Source organism: Providencia sp. PROV024 (assembly GCF_032709665.1).
Taxonomy (GTDB): domain Bacteria; phylum Pseudomonadota; class Gammaproteobacteria; order Enterobacterales; family Enterobacteriaceae; genus Providencia; species Providencia huashanensis.
The window spans coordinates 1,268,837-1,292,891 of sequence record NZ_CP120545.1; the positions used below are offsets into that span (position 1 = coordinate 1,268,837).

Here is a 24,055-nt window from a genome sequence, read left to right on the forward strand (position 1 = left end):
TCTCTTTACCATTTAGGATAACATGCAGAAAAATTACATCATTTCTTGAGCCAGCACACTTTTATCACGAGTTTGACTTTAAGTTATCGCTGTATCCTGATATATATAGCGTATTGATTAATACTATGGTGAATAAAAATGAAAAAAGGTTTGGTATCACTTCTCGCGGGTGCAACACTGACACTCACTATGGCTAGCCATAGTTTTGCTGCGGATAAAATAACGGTTTTCGCAGCTGCCTCATTAACTAACGCGCTGAATGAAATCTCTGAGCAATATAAGAAAGAGGCGAAAGTAGACGTTGTGGCATCTTATGCCTCTTCTTCAACATTGGCGCGTCAAATTGAGCAAGGAGCACCTGCTAATCTATTTATTTCTGCTGACCAGCAGTGGATGGATTATGCAATTGATAAAAAATTGATGGTGGATGATACTCGTTATACATTATTAGGTAATGAATTAGTGTTGATTGCACCAAAAGATTCTAAATTGGATAAAGTGGAAATCAATAAGCAAACAGATTGGAAAAAATTATTAGATGGCGGTCGTTTAGCCGTTGGTGATCCTGACCATGTACCTGTTGGTATTTATGCTAAAGAAGCATTGGGTAATTTAGGTGCATGGGAAACGGTTGATCCACTGTTAGCGCGTACTAACAATGTCCGCAGTGGTATGGCACTAGTTGAACGCCAAGAAGCACCTTTAGGCATTGTGTATGGTTCTGATGCGGTCGCTAGCCAAAAAGTAAAAGTGGTTGGTGTATTCCCTGCAGATACGCATAAACCTGTTGAATACCCAATGGCAATAGTTAAAGACCAAGATAATAAAGCGACTCGTGATTATTATGAGTATCTGAAAACTCCAGCAGCTTCTGAGGTTTTTAAACGTTATGGTTTCGAGCCACGTACCAAATAAACATTAAGAGATTATATTGTTGCAGATGTTAAGTCCTTATGAATGGGAAGCAATTTACTTAAGCCTAAAAGTATCAAGCGTAGCGGTATTATTCAGCTTACCGCTTGGGATATTAGTTGCATGGGTATTAGTTCGCTGTAATTTTCCTGGCAAAACATTGCTCGATAGTATTATCCACCTACCACTGGTATTGCCACCAGTGGTAGTGGGTTATTTATTATTGATCAGTATGGGAAAACGCGGTTTTATTGGTGAATGGTTATATAACTGGTTTGGTTTTAGCTTCACCTTTAGTTGGCGAGGGGCTGCGCTTGCTTCGGCCGTGGTCGCTTTTCCGTTGATGGTACGAGCAATTCGTTTAGCATTAGAAGCGGTAGATAGAAAGCTAGAGCAAGCGGCTAGAACATTAGGTGCCACGCCATTGCGCGTTTTTCTCACCATCACCATTCCGCTTTCTTTACCGGGTATTATTGTAGGCACAGTGCTTGCTTTCGCCCGTTCTTTAGGGGAGTTCGGTGCCACGATTACATTTGTATCAAATATACCTGGAGAAACTCAAACCATTCCATTAGCGATGTATACCTTAATTGAGACGCCGGGTGCAGAAGTTGATGCTGCACGCTTATGTATTATTGCGATCGTTCTTGCATTAATTTCATTATTAATTTCAGAATGGCTGACCCGTTGGGGTAAAAAGCGTTTGGGGGTAGCCTGATATGTTAGAACTCGACTTTTCCCAAAAGTTAGGGGACTTACAGCTGGAAGTGAATACACAATTACCAACAGAAAGCATTACTGCGGTTTTCGGGCTTTCTGGTGCAGGTAAAACCTCTTTAATCAATGTGATAGGCGGTTTAACTAAGCCAAATAAAGGGCGGATAGTGTTAAATGGTCGTACATTGGTTGATGTCGAAAAACGGATTTGTTTACCGCCAGAGCAGCGTCACATAGGTTATGTTTTTCAGGATGCGCGGTTATTTCCACATTACCGTGTCAAAAGTAATTTACGTTATGGCATGGCGCCAAAAATGAAAACACGCTTTGATGATATCGTTGAGTTGCTGGGTATCGAAAAGTTACTCAACCGTTATCCAATAACATTATCTGGTGGTGAAAAACAACGCGTTGCGATTGGTCGTGCTTTATTAACTGCGCCAGAAATTCTGCTGATGGATGAACCCCTTGCTTCTTTGGATCTACCCCGCAAACGTGAGTTATTACCTTATTTAGAAAAGCTTTCTCAAGATGTTAAAATCCCTATTTTATATGTCAGTCATAGTCTTGATGAAATATTACGCCTAGCGGATAAAGTCATTGTAATGGCTCAAGGGAAAGTTAAAGCATTTGGCCCATTAGAAGACGTCTGGGCGAGCAGTGCATTACGTCCTTGGTTACAGCAAGAAACATTGAGCAGTGTGGTGAGTGCAAAGGTACATAGTCAACACCCTGATTACGATATGACAGCGGTAATTGTCGGTGGTCAAAAGTTATGGGTTCCGCGAGTTGAAACGCAGCAAGGGGCTGAAGTACGTATACGTATCGATGCTTCGGATGTTTCTTTGGTTTTAGAAAAGCCGCAAGTGAGTAGTATTCGTAATATTTTAGCGGCAGAAGTTATTGAATGGATTGAAGATGGTGAGCAAGTTGATGTGAAGCTAGATTTAGGTGAAGAACATTATCTATGGGCTCGCATCACCCGCTGGGCGAGGGATGAGCTTTCTATTCGTAAAGGAAGAAAGGTGTTTGCACAGGTGAAAAGTGTCTCGCTTTCTCGTCAGCTATAGTGAGGCAAATAATTCGACAATGCAGCAAGCTATTTCACATATGGCACATGCAGCATCCAATATTTGTCGGGTATTTTTTCCTTCACGGCTGATTGTTTCAGGGCCATTTGTGAAAAACCCACAAATTTGGGCTGCATTTTGTGATAGTTTTCAACAGCAAAACCGTTTTTTTGGTCAGGCATTACCTGAACTTTCAATGAGCCAAATTAGCCGTAACTCACGGATTTATGGTGCGGCTTTACCTGTTTTGGAACAAACATTAATAGAGTTACTTGCTCAATAGCCTAACGTATTATTAGCTAGCCGAATAAAAAGAGCCGGTGTGCCTCCTTTTATTCGGCTAATGGCTTATAAAACGTACTTACGAATGACTTCGGCAATACCCGGTTCAGTGTTTACACGTGTCACCAGTTTTGCTTGTTGTTTGATTTCATCCACGGCATTGCCCATTGCTACACCTAAACCTGCGGTAGTAAGCATGCTTAAGTCATTGAAGTTATCGCCAAAAGCAACAACATCTTGCATTGTCATACCTTGAGATTCAACCCATTCTTTTAAACGTTGGCCTTTACTATTACCTTTGAGACCAATGTCCACTTGGTCAACCCATGACCATTCGCAGTCTAAGCCAAAGTCCGTTTCAATTTCATGAACGACTTGTTTTAATCGTTCTGTATCTGGGTAGCTAACGGCGAATTTCCATATAGATTCATAGTCATGCATAACATCAGCAAAGTCTTCCACAAACTCAATAGTTGGTCGTTGTGCTACAGGTAATGACTCCGCCCAATTTAAGGTACGTTTAATCCCTTCAGTTTGTGCGTTGTAGAGCATGGCATTATCGACATACATTAGATGTTGAATATCGGTTCCACGTAATTTATCGATCATTTGAGTGACAGAGTCGAGCGGCATCGGATCAGACTTTAACACTTTTTTACCCAAATAATCATATAGGTATGTACCGTTACAACAAATCGCGGGGGTATCAAGGTCTAAGGCTTGGTAAAACGGGTGGATCGCAACATGGTGGCGACCTGTTACTATGATAACTTTAACGCCTTGGCGTCGAGCTTCCTGTAAGACAGCTAAAGATTCAGGTAGGATTTTTTTTTGGTGATCTAGCAATGTTCCATCAAGATCGAGCGCAATAACGCGGTATGACATAAACGGCTCCACGTGATTTTACAGGTTGCCTATCTTAATCAAGTATAAAGATAGGAGGGAAGATGAATTAATTACAGCTATAAATTATCCATTCGAAAATAATTAGCTTAGTATGTTTTATCATCATAGCGTTAACTGAACCGTTTTAGTACCATTATTATCGATCCTTTTGGCTGAAACGGTGGTGCTATTTACTCGCAGCAATTTACTTAATATAGGGTATAGTTAAGCCAATGTAGTGGACTATAGATGCTGTTTAGTATTTTGTCATGAATTAAGGAGTCAGAATGAATCAGGTTGTTTATATTGCCAGCCCCGAAAGCCAGCAGATCCACGTATGGTCGATGAACGAAGTTGGGGAACTCACGCTTTTACAGACAGTAAAAACACCGGGTCAGGTACAACCAATGGTATTAAGCCATGATAAAAAACACCTTTATATCGGTGTTCGCCCAAATTTTCGTGTTGTGACCTATGAAATTGAGCCAAAGGGCACATTACGTTTAAAAGCGGAAACATCCATTCCAGGTACACCGGTTCATTTATCACTTGATAACAATGGCAAATATCTCTTTGTTCCTTCTTATCATCAACACAATTTATCTGTATTGACGATCAATAAAGAGGGCATTCCAAGCCAAGTTGTTCAGGTTATTGAAGGGTTGCGTAACCCTCATTCATCTCATGTTGATACTGATAATCAACAGCTTTGGGTGCCGTGCTTAGGGGAAGATCATATTCGCCTGTTTGATTTGCAAGAAAATGGCTATCTAACTGAAGCGACCGCGGATCAAATTACGACAGCACCGCAGTCAGGGCCTCGTCACCTTGCATTCCACCCTAGTGAGAAAGTGATCTACTGTATCAATGAGTTAGACTCAACCATTGGTGTTTACCGTAAGTTTACCCGTTATCGCACCATGCAAACATTAGCAAACTATCCTGCAGGAAATGAAAGCCAGCGTTGGGCCGCTGATATCCATGTGACGCCTGATGGCCGCCATTTGTATGCCAGTGAACGGTCAGAAAGCTATATTAGCCACTATCTTATTTCTGATGATGGCTGCGAACTCACTTTGGAAGCGCGTTACCCGACAGAAGCGCATCCAAGAGGTTTTAATATTGATAACACCGGCCGCTTTTTAATTTCCAGTGGGCAAAAGTCAGACCATATTTCAGTTTCTGAAATTGACCCAATTACAGGGAAACTAACGCAAATAGGAAGGTATGCGGTTGGGAAAGGCCCTATGTGGGTTATTTCAGTCATCCTTTAATCTTCGTCATACTTCGAGCTATAGCGGTGTTGGCTTCACTCGGCTACTTTTGGGTCACATACTGATGTATGCTCCCCAAGATACCCTCGATTGCCGCCTTGCTATAACTCGAAGTATTTAGAAGATTATCTAATTAAAAACTCAGTAAGGATCACTTCGATTATCATTGAATTTATTGTGTTATCCCAACACTTTTGCCATCGTATTCGTCACTTTACTGAGTTGCTCGGGAGTGATGATATACGGTGGCATCACATAAATCAGTTTGCCGAACGGGCGAACCCAAACGCCATTTTCAACAAATACCTTTTGTAATGCCGCTGTATCCACTGGCTGCTTCATTTCAATAACGCCGATGGCACCGAGGACGCGTATATCTGCGACGCTAGGGTGAGAGCGCAAAGGCATTAATTCAGCTTTGAGTTGTAGCTCAATATTGGCGATGGTTTGTTGCCACGGGCTATTGAGCAATAGTGATAGGTTTGCATCTGCAACCGCACAGGCAAGGGGGTTGCCCATAAATGTTGGTCCATGCATAAAACAACCAGCCTCGCCATTGCTTATGGTTTCGGCGACATGGCGAGTTGTCAGGGTTGCTGATAGCGTCATATAACCCCCAGTTAATGCTTTGCCGATACACATAATATCAGGTGAGATATTTGCGTGTTGACAGGCAAATAGTTTACCGGTGCGGCCAAATCCTGTCGCAATTTCATCTGCTATTAGTAAGAGGCCATAATGGTCGCATAAATCACGTACGCCTTTTAAATAGGCAGGGTGATAGATGCGCATTCCCCCAGCACCTTGAACAATGGGTTCTAGGATGATCGCAGCAATTTCATGGCTATTTTCTGCTAATTGTGCTTCGAGTGGATGTAAATCTGCGGGGTTCCATTCATCATTAAAACCACATTGTGGAGCTTCCACAAACACGTGGGGGGGCAAATACCCCTTGTACAGTCCATGCATGGAATTATCTGGGTCACAAACGGCCATAGCACCAAAGGTATCACCGTGATATCCGTGGCGTAATGTCAAAATTCGCTGGCGTTTTTCGCCTTTGGCTTGCCAATATTGCAGTGCCATTTTTAGTGCCACTTCAACTGCGACAGAGCCTGAATCAGCGAGAAATATGCATTCCAGTGGTTCAGGAGTGATAGCCACTAATTGTTTGCATAGATTTACTGCTGGTGGGTGAGTGATCCCCCCAAACATGACATGAGACATTTTGCTCAACTGAGTGGTAACAGCTTGGTTGAGTTCAGGGTGATTATAGCCATGGATTGCAGCCCACCATGAAGACATGCCGTCAATCAATCTTTTTCCATCAGGCATCACGAGTTCGACTCCTCGCGCTTCCATAATGGGATAGGCTGGAATGGGTTGGCTCATTGATGTGTAAGGATGCCAAATATGTTTGGCATCAAAAGTAATATCAGCATTGTTCATTTTTATCTTCGTCAACTTTTTATGATCATTTTAGTTGACATGATAATCGCAATATTTAAACTGGCAACAACTTTTTCAACTGGAGAGTTCCCGTGAGCCAATTAAAACAGTGGACAATAAAACAAGCTAATGAACTGTTTTCAATACCTTTTTTTGACTTGTTATTTCAAGCGCAGCAAATTCATCGGCAAAATTTTGATCCCCAACAAGTGCAAGTGAGTACGCTTCTATCAATTAAAACAGGGGCTTGTCCCGAAGATTGTAAATATTGTGCTCAAAGTGCTCGTTATAAAACGGGGCTAGAAACTGAGCGTTTAATGGAAGTACAACAAGTTTTAGAATCAGCTAAGAAAGCGAAGCAAGCAGGCTCAACGCGTTTTTGTATGGGGGCTGCATGGCGTAACCCTAAAGAACGGGATATGCCTTATCTTGAAATGATGGTTAAAGAGGTTAAATCGTTAGGGATGGAAACCTGTATGACACTTGGAATGATTGATAATACCCAAGCCCAGCGTTTAGCAGAAGCGGGCTTGGATTATTACAATCATAACCTTGATACTTCTCCTGAATATTACGGCAATATTATTACAACACGTACATACCAAGACCGTTTAGATACTTTAGAAAATGTGCGTGATGCGGGTATCAAGGTGTGTTCAGGCGGGATTTTAGGGTTAGGGGAAAAAGTGAGTGATCGTGCTGCACTCTTAGTGCAACTTGCCAATTTACCAAAGCCCCCAGAAAGTGTTCCCATCAATATGCTGATGAAAGTCGAAGGGACGCCGATGGCGGATAATGAAGATGTTGATGCCTTTGATTTTATACGCACGATCGCAGTGGCTCGGATCATGATGCCAACCTCCTATGTGAGGCTTTCTGCTGGTCGAGAGTATATGAATGAGCAGACTCAAGCGCTGTGTTTTATGGCTGGAGCGAACTCAGTATTTTACGGCTGTAAATTACTGACAACGCCTAACCCAGACGAGAACAAAGACCTCGCATTGTTTAACAAACTAAACATTAACCCAGAGCGAATTGAAACGGATGAGGGAGATAACCAGCAAGCGGCTAAACTAGCCGAAACGTTGCTAACCGCAGATAACCCACAATTTTATAACGCTGTTGTATAATGTCTTGGCAATCATTCATCGAAGAACAGATTGAACAGCGTAAACAAGCGTCGATCTGGCGGCAACGTCAATGTATTGACCGGGCTGATGGCCGGTCACTTTATCTGGCAGACAAAGAATATCTTAACTTCTCATCCAATGACTATTTAGGGTTAACTCACCATCCTAAGGTTGTTGCAGCTTGGCAAAGAGGAGCAAATCAATATGGGGTCGGTAGCGGTGGCTCAGGTCATATTACTGGTTACACCAAAGCACATGATGAGCTCGAAACGGCACTTGCTGAGTGGTTGGGGTATTCAAAGGCATTGTTGTTTATTTCGGGTTTTGCTGCCAACCATGCGGTGATCACGGCGTTGATGACACAAAACGACCGTATTTTAGCAGATAAATTAAGTCATGCTTCAATCATCGAAGCTTCGATGCATTCAGGGGCTAAATTACGTCGCTTTCATCATAATAATACATCATCTCTAGAACATCTAATCACTAAGCCTATTACAGGGAAAACTCTTGCTGTCACTGAAGGGGTATTCAGCATGGATGGCGATAGTGCGCCTTTGCGACAATTACAACAAATCGCCACAAAACACAAAGCTTGGCTGATGGTTGATGATGCTCATGGGATTGGAGTTAAAGGTGAGCAAGGACGTGGAAGCTGCTTTGAGCAGGGAGTTAAGCCTGAAATTTTAGTGGTGACGTTTGGTAAAGCATTCGGTTTAAGTGGGGCAGCAATACTTTGTGGCCAGCAAACCGCTGACTTTTTGGTGCAATCTGCACGCCACTTAATTTATAGCACGTCAATGCCGCCTGCACAGGCCGTTGCCATTTTATCGGCGATGCAACAAATCAAGCAAGCAGATGAAGCACGTTTTAATCTTAACCAACATATCGAATACTTTAGAAATAATGCGAATTTCAATGGGATGAAACTAGCCGACTCAAAGACGGCTATCCAACCATTAATTGTTGGTGATAACCAAGCTAGCCAACAACTCGCAAATTTTTTGCGTAATAGAAATATTTGGGTTCACGGGGTCCGCCCACCCACAGTGCCAGTGGGAAGTGCTAGGCTACGGATCACATTAAGTGCCGCCCATAGACGTCAAGATATTGATCAATTATTGGAGACTTTAGATGATTTCGTCTCTATGTCGTGAAAAGCATAAAATAGCGGCTGCTTTTGGCCGCGCTGCGAAAAATTACGATTCTGTTGCTAGCTACCAGCAAGCAACAGGAGAACAGCTGTTGAAGCAACTGACATCCGAATTAGCATTAATGCCACATTCAGCGCCATTACGGGTGTTGGATGCGGGGTGTGGCACGGGGTATTTCAGTCAAAAACTTACAGCTCAAGGTTACCAAGTCACAGCGTTAGATATTTCTGTAGGGATGTTAGATGTTGCAGAAGGGAAGTGTGCTGCGGATCATTATATCTGTGCAGATATAGAAACGATCCCATTAGCGGATCAAAGTGTTGATGTCGTGTTTTCCAATTTAGCACTCCAATGGTGCCAAGATATCACTCAAGCATTAAGCGAATTATACCGTGTGACTAAACGTGGGGGAATAGTGGTATTTACCACACTGGGAGAACATTCATTAAGTGAATTATCGAGCGCTTGGAAAGCATTAGATGATGCTCCTCATGTTAATGTGTTTTTGGGAGTTCAGCAAATGCGCAATAGCTGCCAAAGATGGAGAAATCAGCTAACTATTCAAAAAGATACATTGTATTTTTCTGGAATTACAGAGTTACTTCATTCATTAAAAGGGATAGGGGCAACTCATTTAACCGCTGGGCGCAAAACGGGGTTAATGACACGCCAGCGCCTAAAACAGCTTGCGGCTGTATATCCGATAACAGAACAAGGGTTACCTTTAACTTATTATACGGTATTTGGGGTACTTTATCGTGACTAAAACGTATTTTGTAACAGGAACGGATACCGAAGTTGGTAAAACGGTCGTAAGCTGTGCTTTATTGCAGTCTGCAAATTGCCAAGGTGTTAAAACAGCAGGTTACAAGCCAGTTGCATCAGGCAGTGAAATTACACCACATGGTTTACGAAATAGTGATGCATTACTATTGCAAGCAAATAGCGGGTTAACATTACCTTATAGCGCAGTTAATCCGATTGTATTTGAAGCACCAACATCCCCGCATATAATTAGTGATAAATTGCAGCAACCGATCGAATTTTCAGTGATCAATAAAGGCTTACAGCATCTACAATCGCAAGCGGATTGGGTATTAGTTGAAGGTGCTGGTGGTTGGTATACACCGTTATCCCATGAACAGACTTACGCTGATTGGGTTATCGAACAGCAATTACCAGTGATTCTAGTGGTGGGCGTTAAGTTAGGTTGTATTAACCATGCATTATTAACGATGAAAGCGATTATCGCTTCAGACTTATCAGTGGTTGGTTGGGTTGCTAATGAGGTAGAAACCCCTGGGGATTACCAAAAACAGTATTTAGAGACACTTAAACATATGATTAAAGCACCTTGCTTAGGTGTGATCCCGCATCGCAAAGATATAATGGGCTGCTCATTGGGGCAGTTTTTAGATCTTTCTTTACTAACATCTTGATCAAACATTTTAAAATGATGAATCAGCCCCTATATAGAAAGCGATAGTGGGCTGTAATAATTGTTAATTATATTGGCGATCTTTTTAACGTGATCAACCTAAATTTTGTCAAGTTTTTCACCTGAGATACCTGCTGGATCTTCGTAAAAAAGATAAAATCCCTTTTTCGTAGCGGATACTACGTAAAAATTTTTTCATCGAACTGCCATCTTATTGTCATTTAGCTATCATTTAACAAATTTTAGATATTGCGTGAAAGCATGAGCCCTAAGGGCTTCAAGAGTTATCCACTATTTCTGTGGATAACCTTGTGTATTAACGTTATAAAACAAGTTCTATGCTAGGTGACAAGCGGCTTTGCCTTTATTTGATGTGAATCTGGACTCGAAATTAATTTATTTTAAATTCAATTGGTTAAATAAAATCAAGCCTTCAATTTGTATTTAACATAGGGCGCAAAAAGGCAATAGCATAAAATATAAAGTTTAGAAAAGGTCAAGTACTTTTTTGGGGATAACATTTTTATAAACTTATTGGAATGGTTAATTACAGAAAATTTCATCTCAGGGCTTGAAGCTGGTTTTTTATCCAGTATTATAACGCAAGAGATAAGCTAAGGGGCGTTAATATGAGTAAGGATTTTAAACTGCATTCTGATTTCCAACCGGGGGGGGACCAGCCTGAAGCTATTCGAAAATTAAGGGAAGGGCTACAAGATGGTCTCGCTCATCAAACCCTATTAGGGGTAACAGGTTCGGGGAAAACCTTTACGATAGCTAACGTCATCGCAAAAGAAAATCGACCAACCATGTTGATGGCGCATAATAAAACCTTAGCGGCTCAGCTTTACAGTGAAATGAAAGCGTTTTTTCCTGAAAATGCGGTTGAGTACTTCGTTTCTTACTATGATTATTATCAGCCTGAAGCTTATGTACCAAGCTCGGATACCTTTATTGAGAAAGATGCCTCTGTTAACGAACATATTGAGCAAATGCGTTTGTCTGCGACTAAGGCTTTACTTGAACGTCGAGACGTCATTGTTGTCGCTTCGGTATCTGCTATTTATGGGTTAGGTGACCCCGATAGCTATTTAAAAATGATGTTGCATTTGACGGACGGTATGATTATTGATCAACGGTCGATTCTCCGTCGCTTGGCAGATCTACAATATACACGTAATGACCAAGCCTTTACCCGTGGTACGTTCCGTGTACGCGGTGAAGTTATTGATATATTCCCAGCTGAATCAGATGAATATGCTTTACGTGTTGAATTATTTGATGACGAAGTCGAAAGGTTATCCTTGTTTGACCCACTTACCGGTCAAATCCAACACCGTGTTCCTCGTTTCACCGTCTATCCTAAAACGCACTATGTTACGCCGAGAGAACGTATTCTTGAAGCGATGGAACAGATAAAAGTTGAGTTAGTTGATAGACGTAAAGTTCTATTGGAAAACCACAAATTAGTAGAAGAGCAGCGGTTAACTCAACGCACTCAGTATGATTTAGAAATGATGAATGAGCTCGGTTATTGCTCAGGGATTGAAAACTATTCACGTTATTTGTCAGGGCGAGCACCGGGTGAAGCCCCTCCAACCTTATTTGATTACCTCCCTGCTGACGGTTTATTAGTGGTTGATGAGTCTCACGTTACTATCCCGCAAATTGGGGCGATGTATAAAGGTGACCGTTCGAGAAAAGAAACTCTGGTTGAATATGGTTTTCGTCTACCTTCCGCATTGGATAACCGGCCAATGCGCTTTGAAGAGTTTGAAGCACTGGCACCTCAAACAATCTATGTCTCTGCAACACCAGGTAACTATGAGCTTGATAAATCTGGTCATGAGGTTATCGAACAGGTTGTTCGCCCAACTGGGTTACTTGACCCAATAATTGAAGTTCGTCCTGTTGCAACTCAAGTTGATGATTTAATTTCTGAAATTCGTATTCGTGTACAGAAAAATGAGCGGGTGTTAGTCACTACGCTAACAAAACGGATGGCAGAGGATTTAACCGAATATCTTGAGGAACATGGCGAGCGAGTACGTTATCTCCATTCTGATATCGATACAGTTGAGCGTGTTGAAATTATTCGCGACTTGCGTCTTGGTGAGTTTGATGTGTTGGTTGGTATTAACTTATTAAGAGAAGGCCTCGATATGCCTGAGGTGTCTCTTGTCGCTATTCTGGATGCAGATAAAGAAGGGTTCTTGCGGTCAGAGCGTTCATTGATTCAGACTATTGGCCGTGCCGCCCGTAACTTGAATGGTAAAGCTATTCTGTATGGCGATAGGGTCACAAATTCAATGCAAAAAGCGATTGCCGAAACGGAACGCCGCCGCGCTAAACAAATGGCTTTCAATGAAGAGCATGGCATTACTCCACAGGGGCTTAATAAGAAAGTCGGCGATATCTTGCAAATTGGTCACAAAGTGGGGGGCAAGGGCAAGAATCGAGCCAAAGATAACATCAAAAATGATGTTATGGCTGATGTGCAATCTATGTCGACAAAACAGTTGGAACAACGCATTTCGCAACTCGAAGCCCAAATGTATAAACACGCGCAAGATTTGGAGTTTGAAGCTGCGGCAAGGGTGCGAGATGAACTGCAAGCGATACGCTCTCAGTTTATTGCTAACTCATAAATATTGATTAAAAACAATTTGTTAAGATTACCCCGCCGCTTATTGGCAGCGGGGCTGTTCAATCAAGGCGGGGTATTATAGGCTAACGGCATTTGTATAAATTATAGCCTAAACTTTTGGCGAGTTTTGCGACCATCTTTTGCCCTCTAACGCTGTTTCCTATTGGGTCTAAAGGTGGAGAAAATGCCGCAATTGCCATCACTCCAGGTATTATCGTTAATATACCGCCTCCGACTCCGCTTTTGCTAGGTAGCCCAACGTTATAGGCCCAATTGCCTGAACTGTCGTACATCCCTTCCATGGTCATTTCAGCGAGTATTTTCGGGCAGTTATCAGGGTTAAGGACTTGCTCTTTGGTTATTGGGTTTTTCCCACCGGTTGCAATAGTTGCACCCATAGTGGCTAATTCTACCGTGGTAATAAGTGTTGAGCACTGACGAGTATATACATCACAAGCTTCCATTGTATCGCAATAAAGGTAGCCAGCGGCATATAATAGCCAAGCAATTCCACGATTATGAAAATTAGTCGCTTGTTCGGACTGGTTTAATTCCTCAGAAATAGTAATCTCTTTAGAGCCTAATTTTCGTTGCATCTCTAAAATACGTTGCCAGCGCTCATCTATTGATTGCGCTTTAATAATACTTGCCGCTGAAATTGCACCTGCATTGACTAAGGGGGACAAAGGTTTATCTCCATGTAATTCCAATGCCATCACAGAATTAAAAGGCAACCCTGTCGCAGATGCCCCTAACTTTTCTTGAATTACATCAGGGCTAAAGTCTTCGAGTGCTAAGGCGAGCGTACACACCTTAGAAATCGATTCAATAGCAAAACGGTATTGGGTATCACCTGCTGAAATAATATCCCCTTGAGCCGTCACCACGGCTAATGCGCAAAGTTGACTATCAATTTTGGCTAAAAATGGAATATAGTCTGCATTTGCTCCTTCCGTATCATGGCGGAATTCTTGGTAAATATCTTCGACAGTAACGCGCATTTTTTTTAGATCTAGCATAAGTGTTATTCCTTAATAAATATAAGTTAATTATTAAGCTCAGTTATATTGTATGGATAAAATATAAAATAACAGGGATATATAATAAATAAGTAAGAATAGAAAATGTTAAAGCTTGTGTTGCAAGTGTTATATCGGCTTTATATTTATTTGCTAAGATAACAGTCGTATTTGGAATAGGTAGTGAACAGACTAGTATTGTGACTTTTATCATCATTATTGGCATATTCAATAAATGGCCAAGTAATAAAACAACTAAAGGTGTAACAATAAACCTAAAAATAATAATCACTATAATAGGTATGGTTATTTTTAATGTTTTTAAGCCAGTAAGATAAATGATGACCCCAATAATCAGCATTGCGAGAGGTGAAGTCATGCCATTTAAATAGTCAAAAAAAGATGTTAATAAACTGGGTATCTTTATATGAGTTAATAATAGAAATACACCAATAATAAATGCGATTAGAGGCGGTGTGAAAATATTTTTTATTGTATCTATAACGTTAAATTTTTCGGTATTATTATCATTCTTAAGTAAATAGATGCCTAATGTCCAGTAGATAATGGTTTGTGCTATGTATGTCATTAATGCATAAGGTAATTGATGGGAACCATAAACGGCCATTGTGATTGGAATACCAAAAAAAACAGTGCTACTCATCGAGCAAAGGCCAATAAATAAGCCATGTTCTCCCCTTGGGATCTTCATTATAATAGCAACTATAAAGGAAATTAACATTAACAGTAAAATAGTGCTAAATGGGAGTATAATAGCTGGAATTAATGTTAAAAATTCTTTTTTTGAAAAGTCAGTAGTGATAGATAAAATGAGCGTTATAGGCAATGTGATATTAAGTAATAACTTTGTCATTGCACTATTACTATTTTCATTGAACCACTTTATTTTACCTAAAATAAATCCTATCCCAACAATCAGAAAAAGAATTAAAATGTTTGAATAATCATTTAGCATTTACGTTCCTCAATGGCATTATATGGAACCACATTTTGCTAGTCATAAATATTAAAAAGTTATCTTTATAAAATCATATATTAATAATATAGATGAAAACCTTGGAAAAGAGAAAAATAATTACGAAGTTTTTAGGAATAGAATTTAATTCCTCCTTAAAAAGAGGAACTAAATTCTTAAATGCTTAATTAAATTAATTGGATGGCAGCCTCAATGGCTTGTAATAGTAGTTTTCTATCGTGACGATAAGGGATGTCATCTGCCTCAAGAACACGTTGGATGATTTTACGCTCTCCACTAATATTATCTATTTGCGTGCGTGGCCCAAGGATCAATGCATCGATTTTTTTACAGCCAATATAATGCTCCATCATTTGTAACTTTTCAGGTAAAGAAAGGTTAGCGGCAGGGGAGCTTATTTCTTTTGCTAAGTTACCAATATAAATCATTGGTGCTTTACATTCATGCAATGCACTTGCAATTTCTTCTAACAATAAGAGTGGCATCAGGCTTGTAAAAAAACTACCGGGGCCGATGATGATCAAATCAGCTTGGTGAATAGCCTCTAAAGCTTCGCCTGTCGCTTTGACTGTTGGATATAAACGAAGTTCTTTCGGGACTTCACTCAGGGCATCGACATTCACTTCACCGTAAACCTCATTACCCATCTCATCAACAGCCATTAAGTCAACAGGCGATTCTGACATCGGGATTAACTGCGCATCGACTTTTAGCATATTACGGATGAGATTAATGGCTTCCAAAGGTCGCACGCTCAGATGATCTAATGACTTTAGCATCAAATTACCTAAGTTATGGCCAGATAGCTCACCATTACCACTAAAACGATATTCAAACATGGCAGAAGCAATTGAAGGCTCAGTGATCAATTGGTTCAAACAGTTACGCATATCTCCCCAAGCGATCCCACCTTCAGACCGACGAATTCGACCCGTAGAACCGCCATTATCAGTGGTGGTAACGATGCCGGTTAAACGAGAACCTAAAGAGGAAAGAGAAGACATCACGCGACCAAGCCCATGCCCGCCACCGAGAGCGACAACATGCCTGAGATCCGCCAGACTGCAATTCGGCATAGTGTTCCTATATCAATTAATTTTTAGCACCAAAAAATAACCAAATCGTTTACAACGGCAAAATTCATCCGATATGCCACTGCTATTTTTTATGCTGCACTTAAAAAGGGTTCTAAATAAATTGGGCATTAATCTATCATAAAACATCATTCTTAGCTTAAGTACTGTGATAAAAAACAATAAAAGAGAACATTCCGTATTGAAGTGTGCTTAATGCGGAAAAATACACCAGATAATCTTGCTATAAATCGTACTAAACTGGAAATGATAGGCTTCGGTATTGGGAGTCATAACATAATTGCAACTGCATTTGAGGTATTGAATTGCAATTAAATGGCCGTGTGAGTTTTGTTTACACTGGTTTAATGGCGAACTGGGCTCTTATTTTAGATCTACATCAATAAATGTTTAATTAAATAATAAGGTGTGTTAATCATTTTATGAGAAATTGTATTCATTGTTATAGCTCAAAACAAAAAATTATCAGTAATAATAATGGCTTCGAATCAATTACCTCATCTTATGTAAGTCGCTGTATAATATAATATATATCGAATTCTGATTCGCTTTTTCAATTTCTATCAGCTAGAATCCATACAGAAATTAAGTGAACAGAGTGGCTAATTTTATTTTTCAAAATCAGCGGCTAAGTTCCAAATAAAACTCCTAGCCTTTGCGTCTAAGTTTGCATAAACAAATATGATGCACTGGCCGTGGCATACAGCCACCAGGGTGTAAGATAGAAATGTCTGCATCTCCCGTATTTGGAAAGGTGTGATTATGCAACAACTCGTCGATCAATATGACCGGAAATTTTACTATCTTCGGCTTTCTATAACAGATGTTTGCAATTTTCGTTGCACATACTGCCTACCTGATGGCTATAAACCCAGTGGCCGCCATGAATTTCTAACACTAGATGAAATACGTCGCATCAGTACAGCATTTGCTGAACTGGGAACGGAAAAAGTGCGTATTACTGGTGGTGAGCCAACAATGCGTAAAGATTTCAGCGACATTATTGCCGCAATTAATGAAAATGACGCCATCAAAAAAATAGCGGTGACGACTAATGGTTACCGCATGGCGAGGGATGTACAAACATGGAGAGAGGCTGGTCTGAACGCGATTAATGTCAGCGTCGATAGTCTCGATCCTCGTCAATTTGCTGCAATTACAGGGCAAGATAAATTTTTCCAAGTGATGAAAGGCATTGATGCTGCTTTTGAAGCAGGCTTTGAGAAAGTCAAAGTGAATGCCGTACTGATGAAAAATATCAATGATATTGCGTTGAAATCATTTCTAAATTGGATTAAACATCGCCCAATTCAATTACGTTTTATTGAGTTAATGGAAACGGGGGATGGCAGCGATATCTTCCAACGTTACCATGTTTCCGGTGAAACGGTTCGTGCTCGCTTGATTGAAGAGGGCTGGTATATGTTGCCTCGCTCTCGTAGCGATGGCCCAGCTCAAGTCTTTAGTCACCCTGATTACCAAGGTGAAATTGGGCTTATCATGCCGTATGAAAAAGATTTTTGTCAAAGTTGTAACCGCCTACGTGTTTCCTCACTAGGAAATTTACATTTATGTTTATTCGGTGAAAATGGTGTTCCTCTACGGGATTTGTTGGCAGATGATAGCCAAAATGAAGACCTAAAAGCCCGCATACAGCGTGGGTTACACCATAAACGTGAAACTCATTTCCTACATATGGGTGATAGCGGCATTACACCAAATTTATCTGTTATTGGCGGTTAACCCTTTTAGATTTCAGGAGAAAATATGTCCCAACTGACTCACCTCAATGCGTCGGGCGAGGCGCATATGGTTGATGTTTCTGCAAAAACTGAAACTATCCGCGAAGCTCGTGCTGAAGCTTATGTCACGATGAACCCCGAAACGTTATCGATGATTGTTGATGGAAGCCATCACAAAGGGGATGTGTTTGCTACGGCACGTATCGCAGGTATTCAAGCTGCAAAAAATACTTGGCAGCTTATTCCTTTGTGTCACCCATTATTACTCACTAAAGTCGAAGTGACACTTACTGCAGAGCAGCAATATAACCGTGTTCGTATTGAGACATGCTGTCGTTTAACAGGTAAAACGGGTGTGGAAATGGAAGCGTTAACCGCCGCTTCGGTAGCGGCACTGACTATTTATGACATGTGTAAAGCTGTACAAAAAGACATGGTCATCGGCCCTGTTCGCTTATTAGAAAAAACAGGCGGGAAGTCTGGACATTTTAAGGTGGAATGATGATTAAAGTTTTATTTTTTGCGCAAGTACGTGAGTTAGTGGGGGTAGACTGTTTAGACATTACTGAACACTATCAGACGGTTGAAGATTTACGCTACGCGCTCTCTCAAAAAGGTGAACGCTGGGCATTGGCACTTGAGGATGGCAAGTTACTGGCGGCTGTTAATCAATCGTTTGTTCCGTTTACTCATCCGCTTACTGATAACGATGAAGTGGCATTTTTTCCTCCAGTCACAGGGGGATAAAATGGAAAATACCCATATCGCAGTACAGACAGATAACTTTAGTGTTGGCGAACAATATCAATGGCTTGCTGAATGTGATAGTGATGGCGCGGTGGTGACCTTTACAGGCAAGGTTCGTAACCATAATTTAGGGGACAGTGTAGCTGCCTTAACTTTAGAGCACTATCCTGGCATGACTGAAAAAGCCTTAACAAACATCGTCACTGAGGCGAGAGGCCGTTGGCCACTCCAAAGGGTCAGTGTTATCCACCGTATTGGTACACTGCAACCGGGAGACGAAATCGTGTTTGTTGGCGTCACCAGTGCTCATCGTAATGCTGCATTTCAAGCTGCTGAATTTATAATGGATTATTTAAAAACAAAAGCCCCATTTTGGAAAAAAGAAACCTTGCCAGAAAACGAGCGCTGGGTGGAAGCGAAAGAGAGCGATGAAACGTCTGCAAACCGTTGGTAATCGCATTTTTTTCCCTAAAAAATACGAATTTGCCGAATGGTATTGTCAAAATAATGTGTTAGACTTTGGTTAATTTTGTCCGATTGCAGTATTTTTACTGGGTCGATTTTTCTTTTAGCGAAAGGGTAACCATCATGGGTCAGTTTGATCAACGTAATGATTCTCTTGTCCAGAGGGCCAATACAGGCGTTCAGGCATTTATGTCGCAAGTATACGGCTGGATGACAGTCGGTCTATTGCTGACAGCATTTGTTGCGTGGTATTCAGTAAGCAGTGGTTTGTATTACACCATTGCAACGAATAAAATATTGTTTTTTGGAATGATTATCGCTGAACTTGGTTTGGTCATGGGGATATCATTCTTACTGCAAAAAATTAGCGGAATGGCAGCGACGGGCATGTTTATGCTTTATTCACTGCTAACGGGTTTAACTATTTCAGTGATCCTCGCTGCTTATACGGGCGAATCCGTCGCGGGTACGTTTGTAATTACCGCAGTGATGTTCGGTGCATTAAGCTTCTACGGCTATACCACTAAACGTAGCTTAACTGGGATGGGTAACTTCCTGTTTATGGCTCTAATTGGTATCGTTGTTGCTTCTTTAGTTAACATCTGGCTGCAAAGCACAATGATGTATTGGGTGATCACTTACGGTGGTGTGCTACTGTTTGCTGCGTTAACCGCATATGACACTCAAAAACTGAAAGAAATGGGTTCACAAATTGATGAAGATGACAGGGAAACCATGCGTAAGTACTCTATTATGGGTGCATTATCTCTGTATTTAGACTTCATTAACCTGTTCTTAATGTTACTGCGTATCTTCGGTGACCGTCGATAATTCATGTTTCTATCCATTAGTTAACATGTGGTCGCTTTAGCCGTAAAAATTCAAAACCCTTGTTACTTTGAGTAGCAAGGGTTTTTTGATCTAAATACTATCGTAAAATATGATTTGAATATTATTAGTTTGTTTGTAATTCAAGGCGTTATTGGTGTCTCTAGCATGTTCAATTGTGCTTCTAAAACGTAATGTTATATCTTTATGATCACGCTATTTTTTTCCTAAATAAATAATAAGCCGCTGAACTGGTGATTATCGCAATGATAAATAATGGCCAAAGGCTATGAAAAACTACGGAGAAATCTGCATCTTTAAGGTAGATTTGCTTGGTTATTTCTGTGAAATGGCGAATAGGGTTAATCCACGTTATTTCTTGTAGCCAAATTGGCATATTTTCAACTGGGGAAATATACCCTGACAACAAGACTGCTGGCATCATAAACACGAATACACCAATGAATGCTTGCTGTTGCGTTGAACATAATGCCGAAATTAATAGCCCAAACCCGACCAATGACAAGCCATAAAATAACATGGTGGCATAAAATAGCAGCAGGGAGCCAGCAAACGGAATTTGATAGCAAAAAATACCAATGACAAGTACTAGGGTTGCTTGCGCGGTAGCCACAATCAAAGCAGGGACCGCTTTACCGATAAATATTTGCCAAGTTGTTAGTGGGGAAACTAATAGTTGGTCGAGGGTTCCTTGTTCGCGTTCTCTTGCAATTGACAGCGATGTTACAATCAAAACGCCAATAGTGGTTATCAGAGCAACTAATGATGGAACGATAAACCATTTATAATCCAAATTAGGGTTATACCAATTACGGACAACTAATTCACTGTTATTGAGGGAGACCTGTGTTTGTGCCAATTCTTGTTGGTATTGCATCACAATTTGTTCAACATAGTTTGCAGCAATTTGCGCACTATTTGAATTACGTCCATCAAGCAGTAATAACATATTGGCATTTTGTTGTGTCGCAATATCAGCACTAAAGTTTTGGCTAAAACGAACGACGAGTAGTGCTTGGCGGTTATCAAGTACTTTGCGAACCTCTTTCTCATTTTTCACTAATAAAATATGAGAAAAAGCACTGGCTTTGGCGAGCCGTTGGGTTAGTTCTATAGAGTGTTTACCACTGTCTTGGTCAAAAATAGCAATCGTGGTATTAGTGACTTCTAATGTGGCAGCCAAGGGAAATAAAATCATCTGAAAAACCACAGGTAAAATCAAAATCATCCGCGTCTGTGGTTCTTGAAGTAATGATTGAAGTTCTTTCATAATTAAGGTGTATAAGCGATAAAACATAGTGACACCTCAATCAAGACGACGACGGGTTTTAAGCGCCGTTAAGCCAATAAATAAGATGGCTGATGCGATTAACAACAGAAAATCGGTCAGTAAAACGAGGTAGACATCCCCAGCAAGAAATAGTGTTTGTAAACTACTGACAAAATAGCGAGCTGGGATAAAATAAGTCACTACCTGAATGATTGCTGGCATGCTATCAATTTCAAAAATAAAACCAGATAACATTATTGCAGGTAAGAATGCGGCATTTAGAGCCACCATAGCAGCATTGAATTGATTACGAGTGATGGTAGAAATTAATAAGCCCATTCCAAGTGCGGTTGCAAGATAAAGACTGGTGATCACAAATAACACCAGTAATGAACCTCGATAAGGCACACCTAACACAAAAGTGGTGACAAACATGCATAAAACCATCACAAATGAGCCAAGCACTTGGTATGGCAGTAATTTTGAAAGTAATAATTCAGTTTTAGTAATTTGAGTAGAAAGTAACGCTTCCATTGTGCCACGTTCCCACTCCCTAGCAATGACTAGCGAGGTTAAAATAGCCCCGACAACAGTAATGATAATGCTGATTGCCCCTGGGATAATAAAATGCTGACTAATGGCCGCCTCATTAAACCAATAACGCATATCGACCTCAATCAAGGGGGAAATGGGTTTACCTTGGTTTTCCCCTTGTTGCATCTGCCATGTATGCCAAATACCTTTGGTATATGCTTGCACAAAATTCGCGGTATTTGGCTCACTACCATCGGTAATAACTTGGATAGCCGCATGGCCTTGTGCTTGCAATAATTGTGCTGAAAAATTAACAGGGATCACGACAATGCCGCGGATCTCACCAGCTTGCATTTTGTCTATCAAAAAGTTTCTATTATTACTAATAGTTGCATCAATAAATGGCGAGCCTGTAAAGGTATCGACTAATTCACGTGCTTGTGGGGTTTGCTGCTCAAGCAAAATACCAACGCGTAATTTACTTGAATCTAGATTGATACCATAACCGAAAATAAACAATAACATTAGTGGGATAACAACAGCGATTAATGCACTGCTTGGGTCACGGACAATTTGTTTAGTTTCTTTCCAACATAGCGCTTTGAGCCTACGCCATGAAAAATGGGAAGCTGATTGAGTCATTGAGCCTCCTGCTGTTTATCATAACGGTTGATCAAACCAATAAACGCATCTTCCATCGATGGGTCTGGGTTATCGTTAGTCACAACTTGTTGTTTTAGCTCGTCGGGGGTACCCGCAGCAATAATTTTGCCATGATAAACCAGCCCAATTCTATCGCAGTATTCTGCTTCATCCATAAAGTGTGTGGTGACCATGACTGTGACGCCTTTATCAACCATACCATTAATATGTAACCAAAATTCCCTACGGGTTAACGGGTCAACACCTGAAGTCGGTTCATCTAAAAATAAAATATCAGGTTCATGCATTAACGAGCAGGCCAGTGCTAAACGTTGCTTGTAACCCAAGGGAAGAGAGTCTGTGACCTGATTAATTATGGGAGTAAAATTGAAAGCATCGACCATTTCTTGAATTTTGCTTGATTGTTGTTTGTGATGTAAACCATAAACACCAGAGAAAAACTTTAGGTTTTGCCCAACTTTTAAATTGCCATATAGTGAAAATTTTTGAGCCATATAGCCAAGATGTTGCCTAACTTTATTTGAACTCGTTTTTAAGTCCATACCCAGTACCAATGCTTGGCCATCGGTTGGCTTCATTAAAGCACACATCATTTTAAATGTTGTCGATTTACCTGCACCATTAGGCCCTAGTAACCCAAAAATTTCCCCTCGTTTGACCTGAAAGTTGACCCTATCTGTTGCCGCAAATTGACCAAATTTTTTTGTTAAATTACGAGCTTCTATAACAGTTTCCTGCGGGTTAGCAGGTATTTGTGGCACGATAGCCGCTAATTCGGAACGATGGGATGGCCCGCCACCAAGCAAATCAATAAAAGCATCTTCAAAGCGGGGTTGTGCCTCAATCAGCTTTTTATCGCTCATATCTAAAGCTGCTAATAAATTTGCTTGGGATGCGTTAGGCTTTAAAATTAGGCGAATATAACGGCCTTGGATGACTCCATCGGTGGTTTCGGGTAATACGAGCGCATTTTGTAGCACTGTGCGTTTTTGGTTAGCTGGGGCATCAAGTAAATAGGAACGCCCAGCCATTTTTTGGGTTAATACTTCAGGTGCGCCAGAGTAAAGCTGCTTTCCTTTATTTAAAAGCAGTACATTTTTACATTGTTGGGCTTCATCTAAATATGATGTGCTCCAAAGGATTAACATACCGTCATCTGCAAGGGTATGCACCATTTGCCATAACTCGCGTCGTGCGATTGGGTCTACACCAACCCCCGGTTCGTCTAATAGCAGCACTTTAGGTTTACCTAATAATGTACAAGCTAAACCGAGCTTTTGTTTCATTCCGCCAGAAAGTTTACCCGCCAACCTTTTAGTAAAAGGGGCTAGGCTCGTAAAAGAAAGTAATTGCCGATAAGTAGATATGCGTTCTTCACCCACTATGCCTCTAAGGTCAGCATATAAGTCCAAATTTTCTTGGACTGTTAAGTCTTCATATAGCCCAAATTTTTGTGGCATATAACCAAGACTTGCACGCATCGCGATACTGTCTTCAATGGGGTCAAGCCCCATAACTCGAATTTTCCCCGAGTCTGGTTTTAATAAGCCGGCAAGCATTCGCATTAATGTGGTTTTACCTGCGCCATCAGGGCCAACAAGACCTGTCACAGAGCCACCATGAATATCGATTGTTAAGCTTTCAACCGCAGGGGCGCTAAGGCCAACAAACGTTTTTTCGACATTGACTAGGTGAATACTGTAATTATCACTCATTG

The 24,055-nt window shown here is 40.8% G+C and carries 23 protein-coding genes and 1 riboswitch; of the genes, 15 read left to right on the forward strand and 8 right to left on the reverse strand.

From position 1 onward, the window contains the following. The first annotated feature begins 138 nt into the window (after nt 1-138). The 4 genes from modA to P3L56_RS05800 are packed head-to-tail and all read left to right on the forward strand — an operon-like array spanning nt 139 to nt 2,982. The gene (gene modA / locus P3L56_RS05785) at nt 139-915 is read left to right on the forward strand and encodes a molybdate ABC transporter substrate-binding protein (protein WP_042846621.1); all 777 of its coding nucleotides are present in this window, start codon (nt 139-141) and stop codon (nt 913-915) included. Nucleotides 916-940: 25 nt separating this feature from the next. Continuing rightward, nucleotides 941-1,630: a molybdate ABC transporter permease subunit gene (modB, locus tag P3L56_RS05790; RefSeq protein WP_042846620.1), complete on the forward strand. Its 690-nt coding sequence runs from the start codon at nt 941-943 to the stop codon at nt 1,628-1,630. 1 nt (nt 1,631) lies between these two features. Then, nucleotides 1,632-2,699, forward strand: coding sequence for a molybdenum ABC transporter ATP-binding protein ModC (gene modC, locus P3L56_RS05795; protein WP_166685367.1), 1,068 nt, complete (start codon nt 1,632-1,634; stop codon nt 2,697-2,699). Beyond that, nucleotides 2,674-2,982 (forward strand): hypothetical protein, encoded by a 309-nt coding sequence (locus P3L56_RS05800; RefSeq protein WP_129466772.1) that lies wholly within the window; start codon nt 2,674-2,676, stop codon nt 2,980-2,982. Before modC ends, P3L56_RS05800 begins: the two co-directional genes overlap by 26 nt. Nucleotides 2,983-3,047: 65 nt before the next feature. On the opposite strand, the gene P3L56_RS05805 is transcribed toward P3L56_RS05800, so the two are convergent. Beyond that, on the reverse strand, nt 3,048-3,866 hold the full coding sequence (locus P3L56_RS05805) for a pyridoxal phosphatase (protein ID WP_042846614.1): 819 nt from the start codon (nt 3,864-3,866) through the stop codon (nt 3,048-3,050). 287 nt (nt 3,867-4,153) lie between these two features. Here P3L56_RS05805 and pgl point away from each other — a divergent pair, with 287 nt between their 5' ends. Next, nucleotides 4,154-5,140, forward strand: coding sequence for a 6-phosphogluconolactonase (gene pgl, locus P3L56_RS05810; protein WP_042846613.1), 987 nt, complete (start codon nt 4,154-4,156; stop codon nt 5,138-5,140). A 180-nt stretch (nt 5,141-5,320) separates the two neighbouring features. Here the strand turns inward: pgl and bioA are convergent, their stop codons facing one another. Then, a complete protein-coding gene (gene bioA, locus P3L56_RS05815) occupies nt 5,321-6,589 on the reverse strand; it encodes an adenosylmethionine--8-amino-7-oxononanoate transaminase (protein ID WP_198861181.1) in 1,269 nt (422 codons plus the stop codon). 92 nt (nt 6,590-6,681) lie between these two features. Between bioA and bioB the strand changes: the two genes are divergently transcribed. The 5 genes from bioB to uvrB all read left to right on the forward strand — a co-directional run bounded on the left by bioB (nt 6,682) and on the right by uvrB (nt 12,959). Continuing rightward, the gene (bioB, locus tag P3L56_RS05820; RefSeq protein WP_198861182.1) at nt 6,682-7,719 is read left to right on the forward strand and encodes a biotin synthase BioB; all 1,038 of its coding nucleotides are present in this window, start codon (nt 6,682-6,684) and stop codon (nt 7,717-7,719) included. Beyond that, nucleotides 7,719-8,876 carry an 8-amino-7-oxononanoate synthase gene (gene bioF / locus P3L56_RS05825; protein ID WP_129466770.1) on the forward strand — a complete coding sequence of 386 codons (1,158 nt, stop codon included), beginning with the start codon at nt 7,719-7,721 and terminating at the stop codon, nt 8,874-8,876. The genes bioB and bioF overlap by 1 nt, the downstream gene beginning before the upstream one ends. Then, nucleotides 8,854-9,639 (forward strand): malonyl-ACP O-methyltransferase BioC, encoded by a 786-nt coding sequence (gene bioC, locus P3L56_RS05830; protein WP_129466769.1) that lies wholly within the window; start codon nt 8,854-8,856, stop codon nt 9,637-9,639. Before bioF ends, bioC begins: the two co-directional genes overlap by 23 nt. Further along, nucleotides 9,632-10,312 carry a dethiobiotin synthase gene (gene bioD / locus P3L56_RS05835; protein WP_210831615.1) on the forward strand — a complete coding sequence of 227 codons (681 nt, stop codon included), beginning with the start codon at nt 9,632-9,634 and terminating at the stop codon, nt 10,310-10,312. The genes bioC and bioD overlap by 8 nt, the downstream gene beginning before the upstream one ends. A gap of 628 nt (nt 10,313-10,940) precedes the next feature. Continuing rightward, complete coding sequence (uvrB, locus tag P3L56_RS05840) at nt 10,941-12,959, forward strand: excinuclease ABC subunit UvrB (RefSeq protein WP_048606492.1); 2,019 nt, start codon at nt 10,941-10,943, stop codon at nt 12,957-12,959. Nucleotides 12,960-13,041: 82 nt separating this feature from the next. On the opposite strand, the gene glsA is transcribed toward uvrB, so the two are convergent. The 3 genes from glsA to P3L56_RS05855 form a co-directional block, all read right to left on the reverse strand. Beyond that, nucleotides 13,042-13,977, reverse strand: coding sequence for a glutaminase A (glsA, locus tag P3L56_RS05845; RefSeq protein WP_048606494.1), 936 nt, complete (start codon nt 13,975-13,977; stop codon nt 13,042-13,044). Between the two features lie 43 nt (nt 13,978-14,020). Beyond that, complete coding sequence (locus P3L56_RS05850) at nt 14,021-14,953, reverse strand: AEC family transporter (RefSeq protein ID WP_129466766.1); 933 nt, start codon at nt 14,951-14,953, stop codon at nt 14,021-14,023. A gap of 188 nt (nt 14,954-15,141) precedes the next feature. Then, complete coding sequence (locus P3L56_RS05855; protein ID WP_042846604.1) at nt 15,142-16,050, reverse strand: uridine diphosphate-N-acetylglucosamine-binding protein YvcK; 909 nt, start codon at nt 16,048-16,050, stop codon at nt 15,142-15,144. A 651-nt stretch (nt 16,051-16,701) separates the two neighbouring features. Next, nucleotides 16,702-16,841: riboswitch (molybdenum cofactor riboswitch) on the forward strand. On the opposite strand from P3L56_RS05855, the gene moaA reads away from it, so the two are divergent. The 5 genes from moaA to P3L56_RS05880 all read left to right on the forward strand — a co-directional run bounded on the left by moaA (nt 16,831) and on the right by P3L56_RS05880 (nt 19,853). Further along, a complete protein-coding gene (moaA, locus tag P3L56_RS05860) occupies nt 16,831-17,811 on the forward strand; it encodes a GTP 3',8-cyclase MoaA (RefSeq protein WP_042846603.1) in 981 nt (326 codons plus the stop codon). It overlaps the preceding riboswitch by 11 nt. Before the next feature lie 24 nt (nt 17,812-17,835). After that, nucleotides 17,836-18,312: a cyclic pyranopterin monophosphate synthase MoaC gene (gene moaC / locus P3L56_RS05865; protein WP_042846602.1), complete on the forward strand. Its 477-nt coding sequence runs from the start codon at nt 17,836-17,838 to the stop codon at nt 18,310-18,312. Continuing rightward, nucleotides 18,312-18,557, forward strand: coding sequence for a molybdopterin synthase sulfur carrier subunit (moaD, locus tag P3L56_RS05870; RefSeq protein ID WP_042846601.1), 246 nt, complete (start codon nt 18,312-18,314; stop codon nt 18,555-18,557). The genes moaC and moaD overlap by 1 nt, the downstream gene beginning before the upstream one ends. A 1-nt stretch (nt 18,558) precedes the next feature. Next, nucleotides 18,559-19,011 carry a molybdopterin synthase catalytic subunit MoaE gene (moaE, locus tag P3L56_RS05875; protein WP_042846600.1) on the forward strand — a complete coding sequence of 151 codons (453 nt, stop codon included), beginning with the start codon at nt 18,559-18,561 and terminating at the stop codon, nt 19,009-19,011. A 134-nt stretch (nt 19,012-19,145) separates the two neighbouring features. After that, nucleotides 19,146-19,853, forward strand: coding sequence for a Bax inhibitor-1/YccA family protein (locus P3L56_RS05880; RefSeq protein WP_048606499.1), 708 nt, complete (start codon nt 19,146-19,148; stop codon nt 19,851-19,853). 208 nt (nt 19,854-20,061) lie between these two features. Here P3L56_RS05880 and P3L56_RS05885 read toward each other — a convergent pair whose 3' ends face one another. From P3L56_RS05885 to P3L56_RS05895, 3 genes are read right to left on the reverse strand one after another with little or no spacing between them, the layout of a single operon-like run. Then, the gene (locus P3L56_RS05885; RefSeq protein ID WP_042846598.1) at nt 20,062-21,168 is read right to left on the reverse strand and encodes an ABC transporter permease; all 1,107 of its coding nucleotides are present in this window, start codon (nt 21,166-21,168) and stop codon (nt 20,062-20,064) included. 9 nt (nt 21,169-21,177) lie between these two features. Then, a complete protein-coding gene (locus tag P3L56_RS05890) occupies nt 21,178-22,317 on the reverse strand; it encodes an ABC transporter permease (RefSeq protein WP_042846597.1) in 1,140 nt (379 codons plus the stop codon). Beyond that, nucleotides 22,314-24,053: an ATP-binding cassette domain-containing protein gene (locus P3L56_RS05895; RefSeq protein WP_048606502.1), complete on the reverse strand. Its 1,740-nt coding sequence runs from the start codon at nt 24,051-24,053 to the stop codon at nt 22,314-22,316. The genes P3L56_RS05890 and P3L56_RS05895 overlap by 4 nt, the downstream gene beginning before the upstream one ends. Between the last annotated feature and the right edge of the window lie 2 nt (nt 24,054-24,055).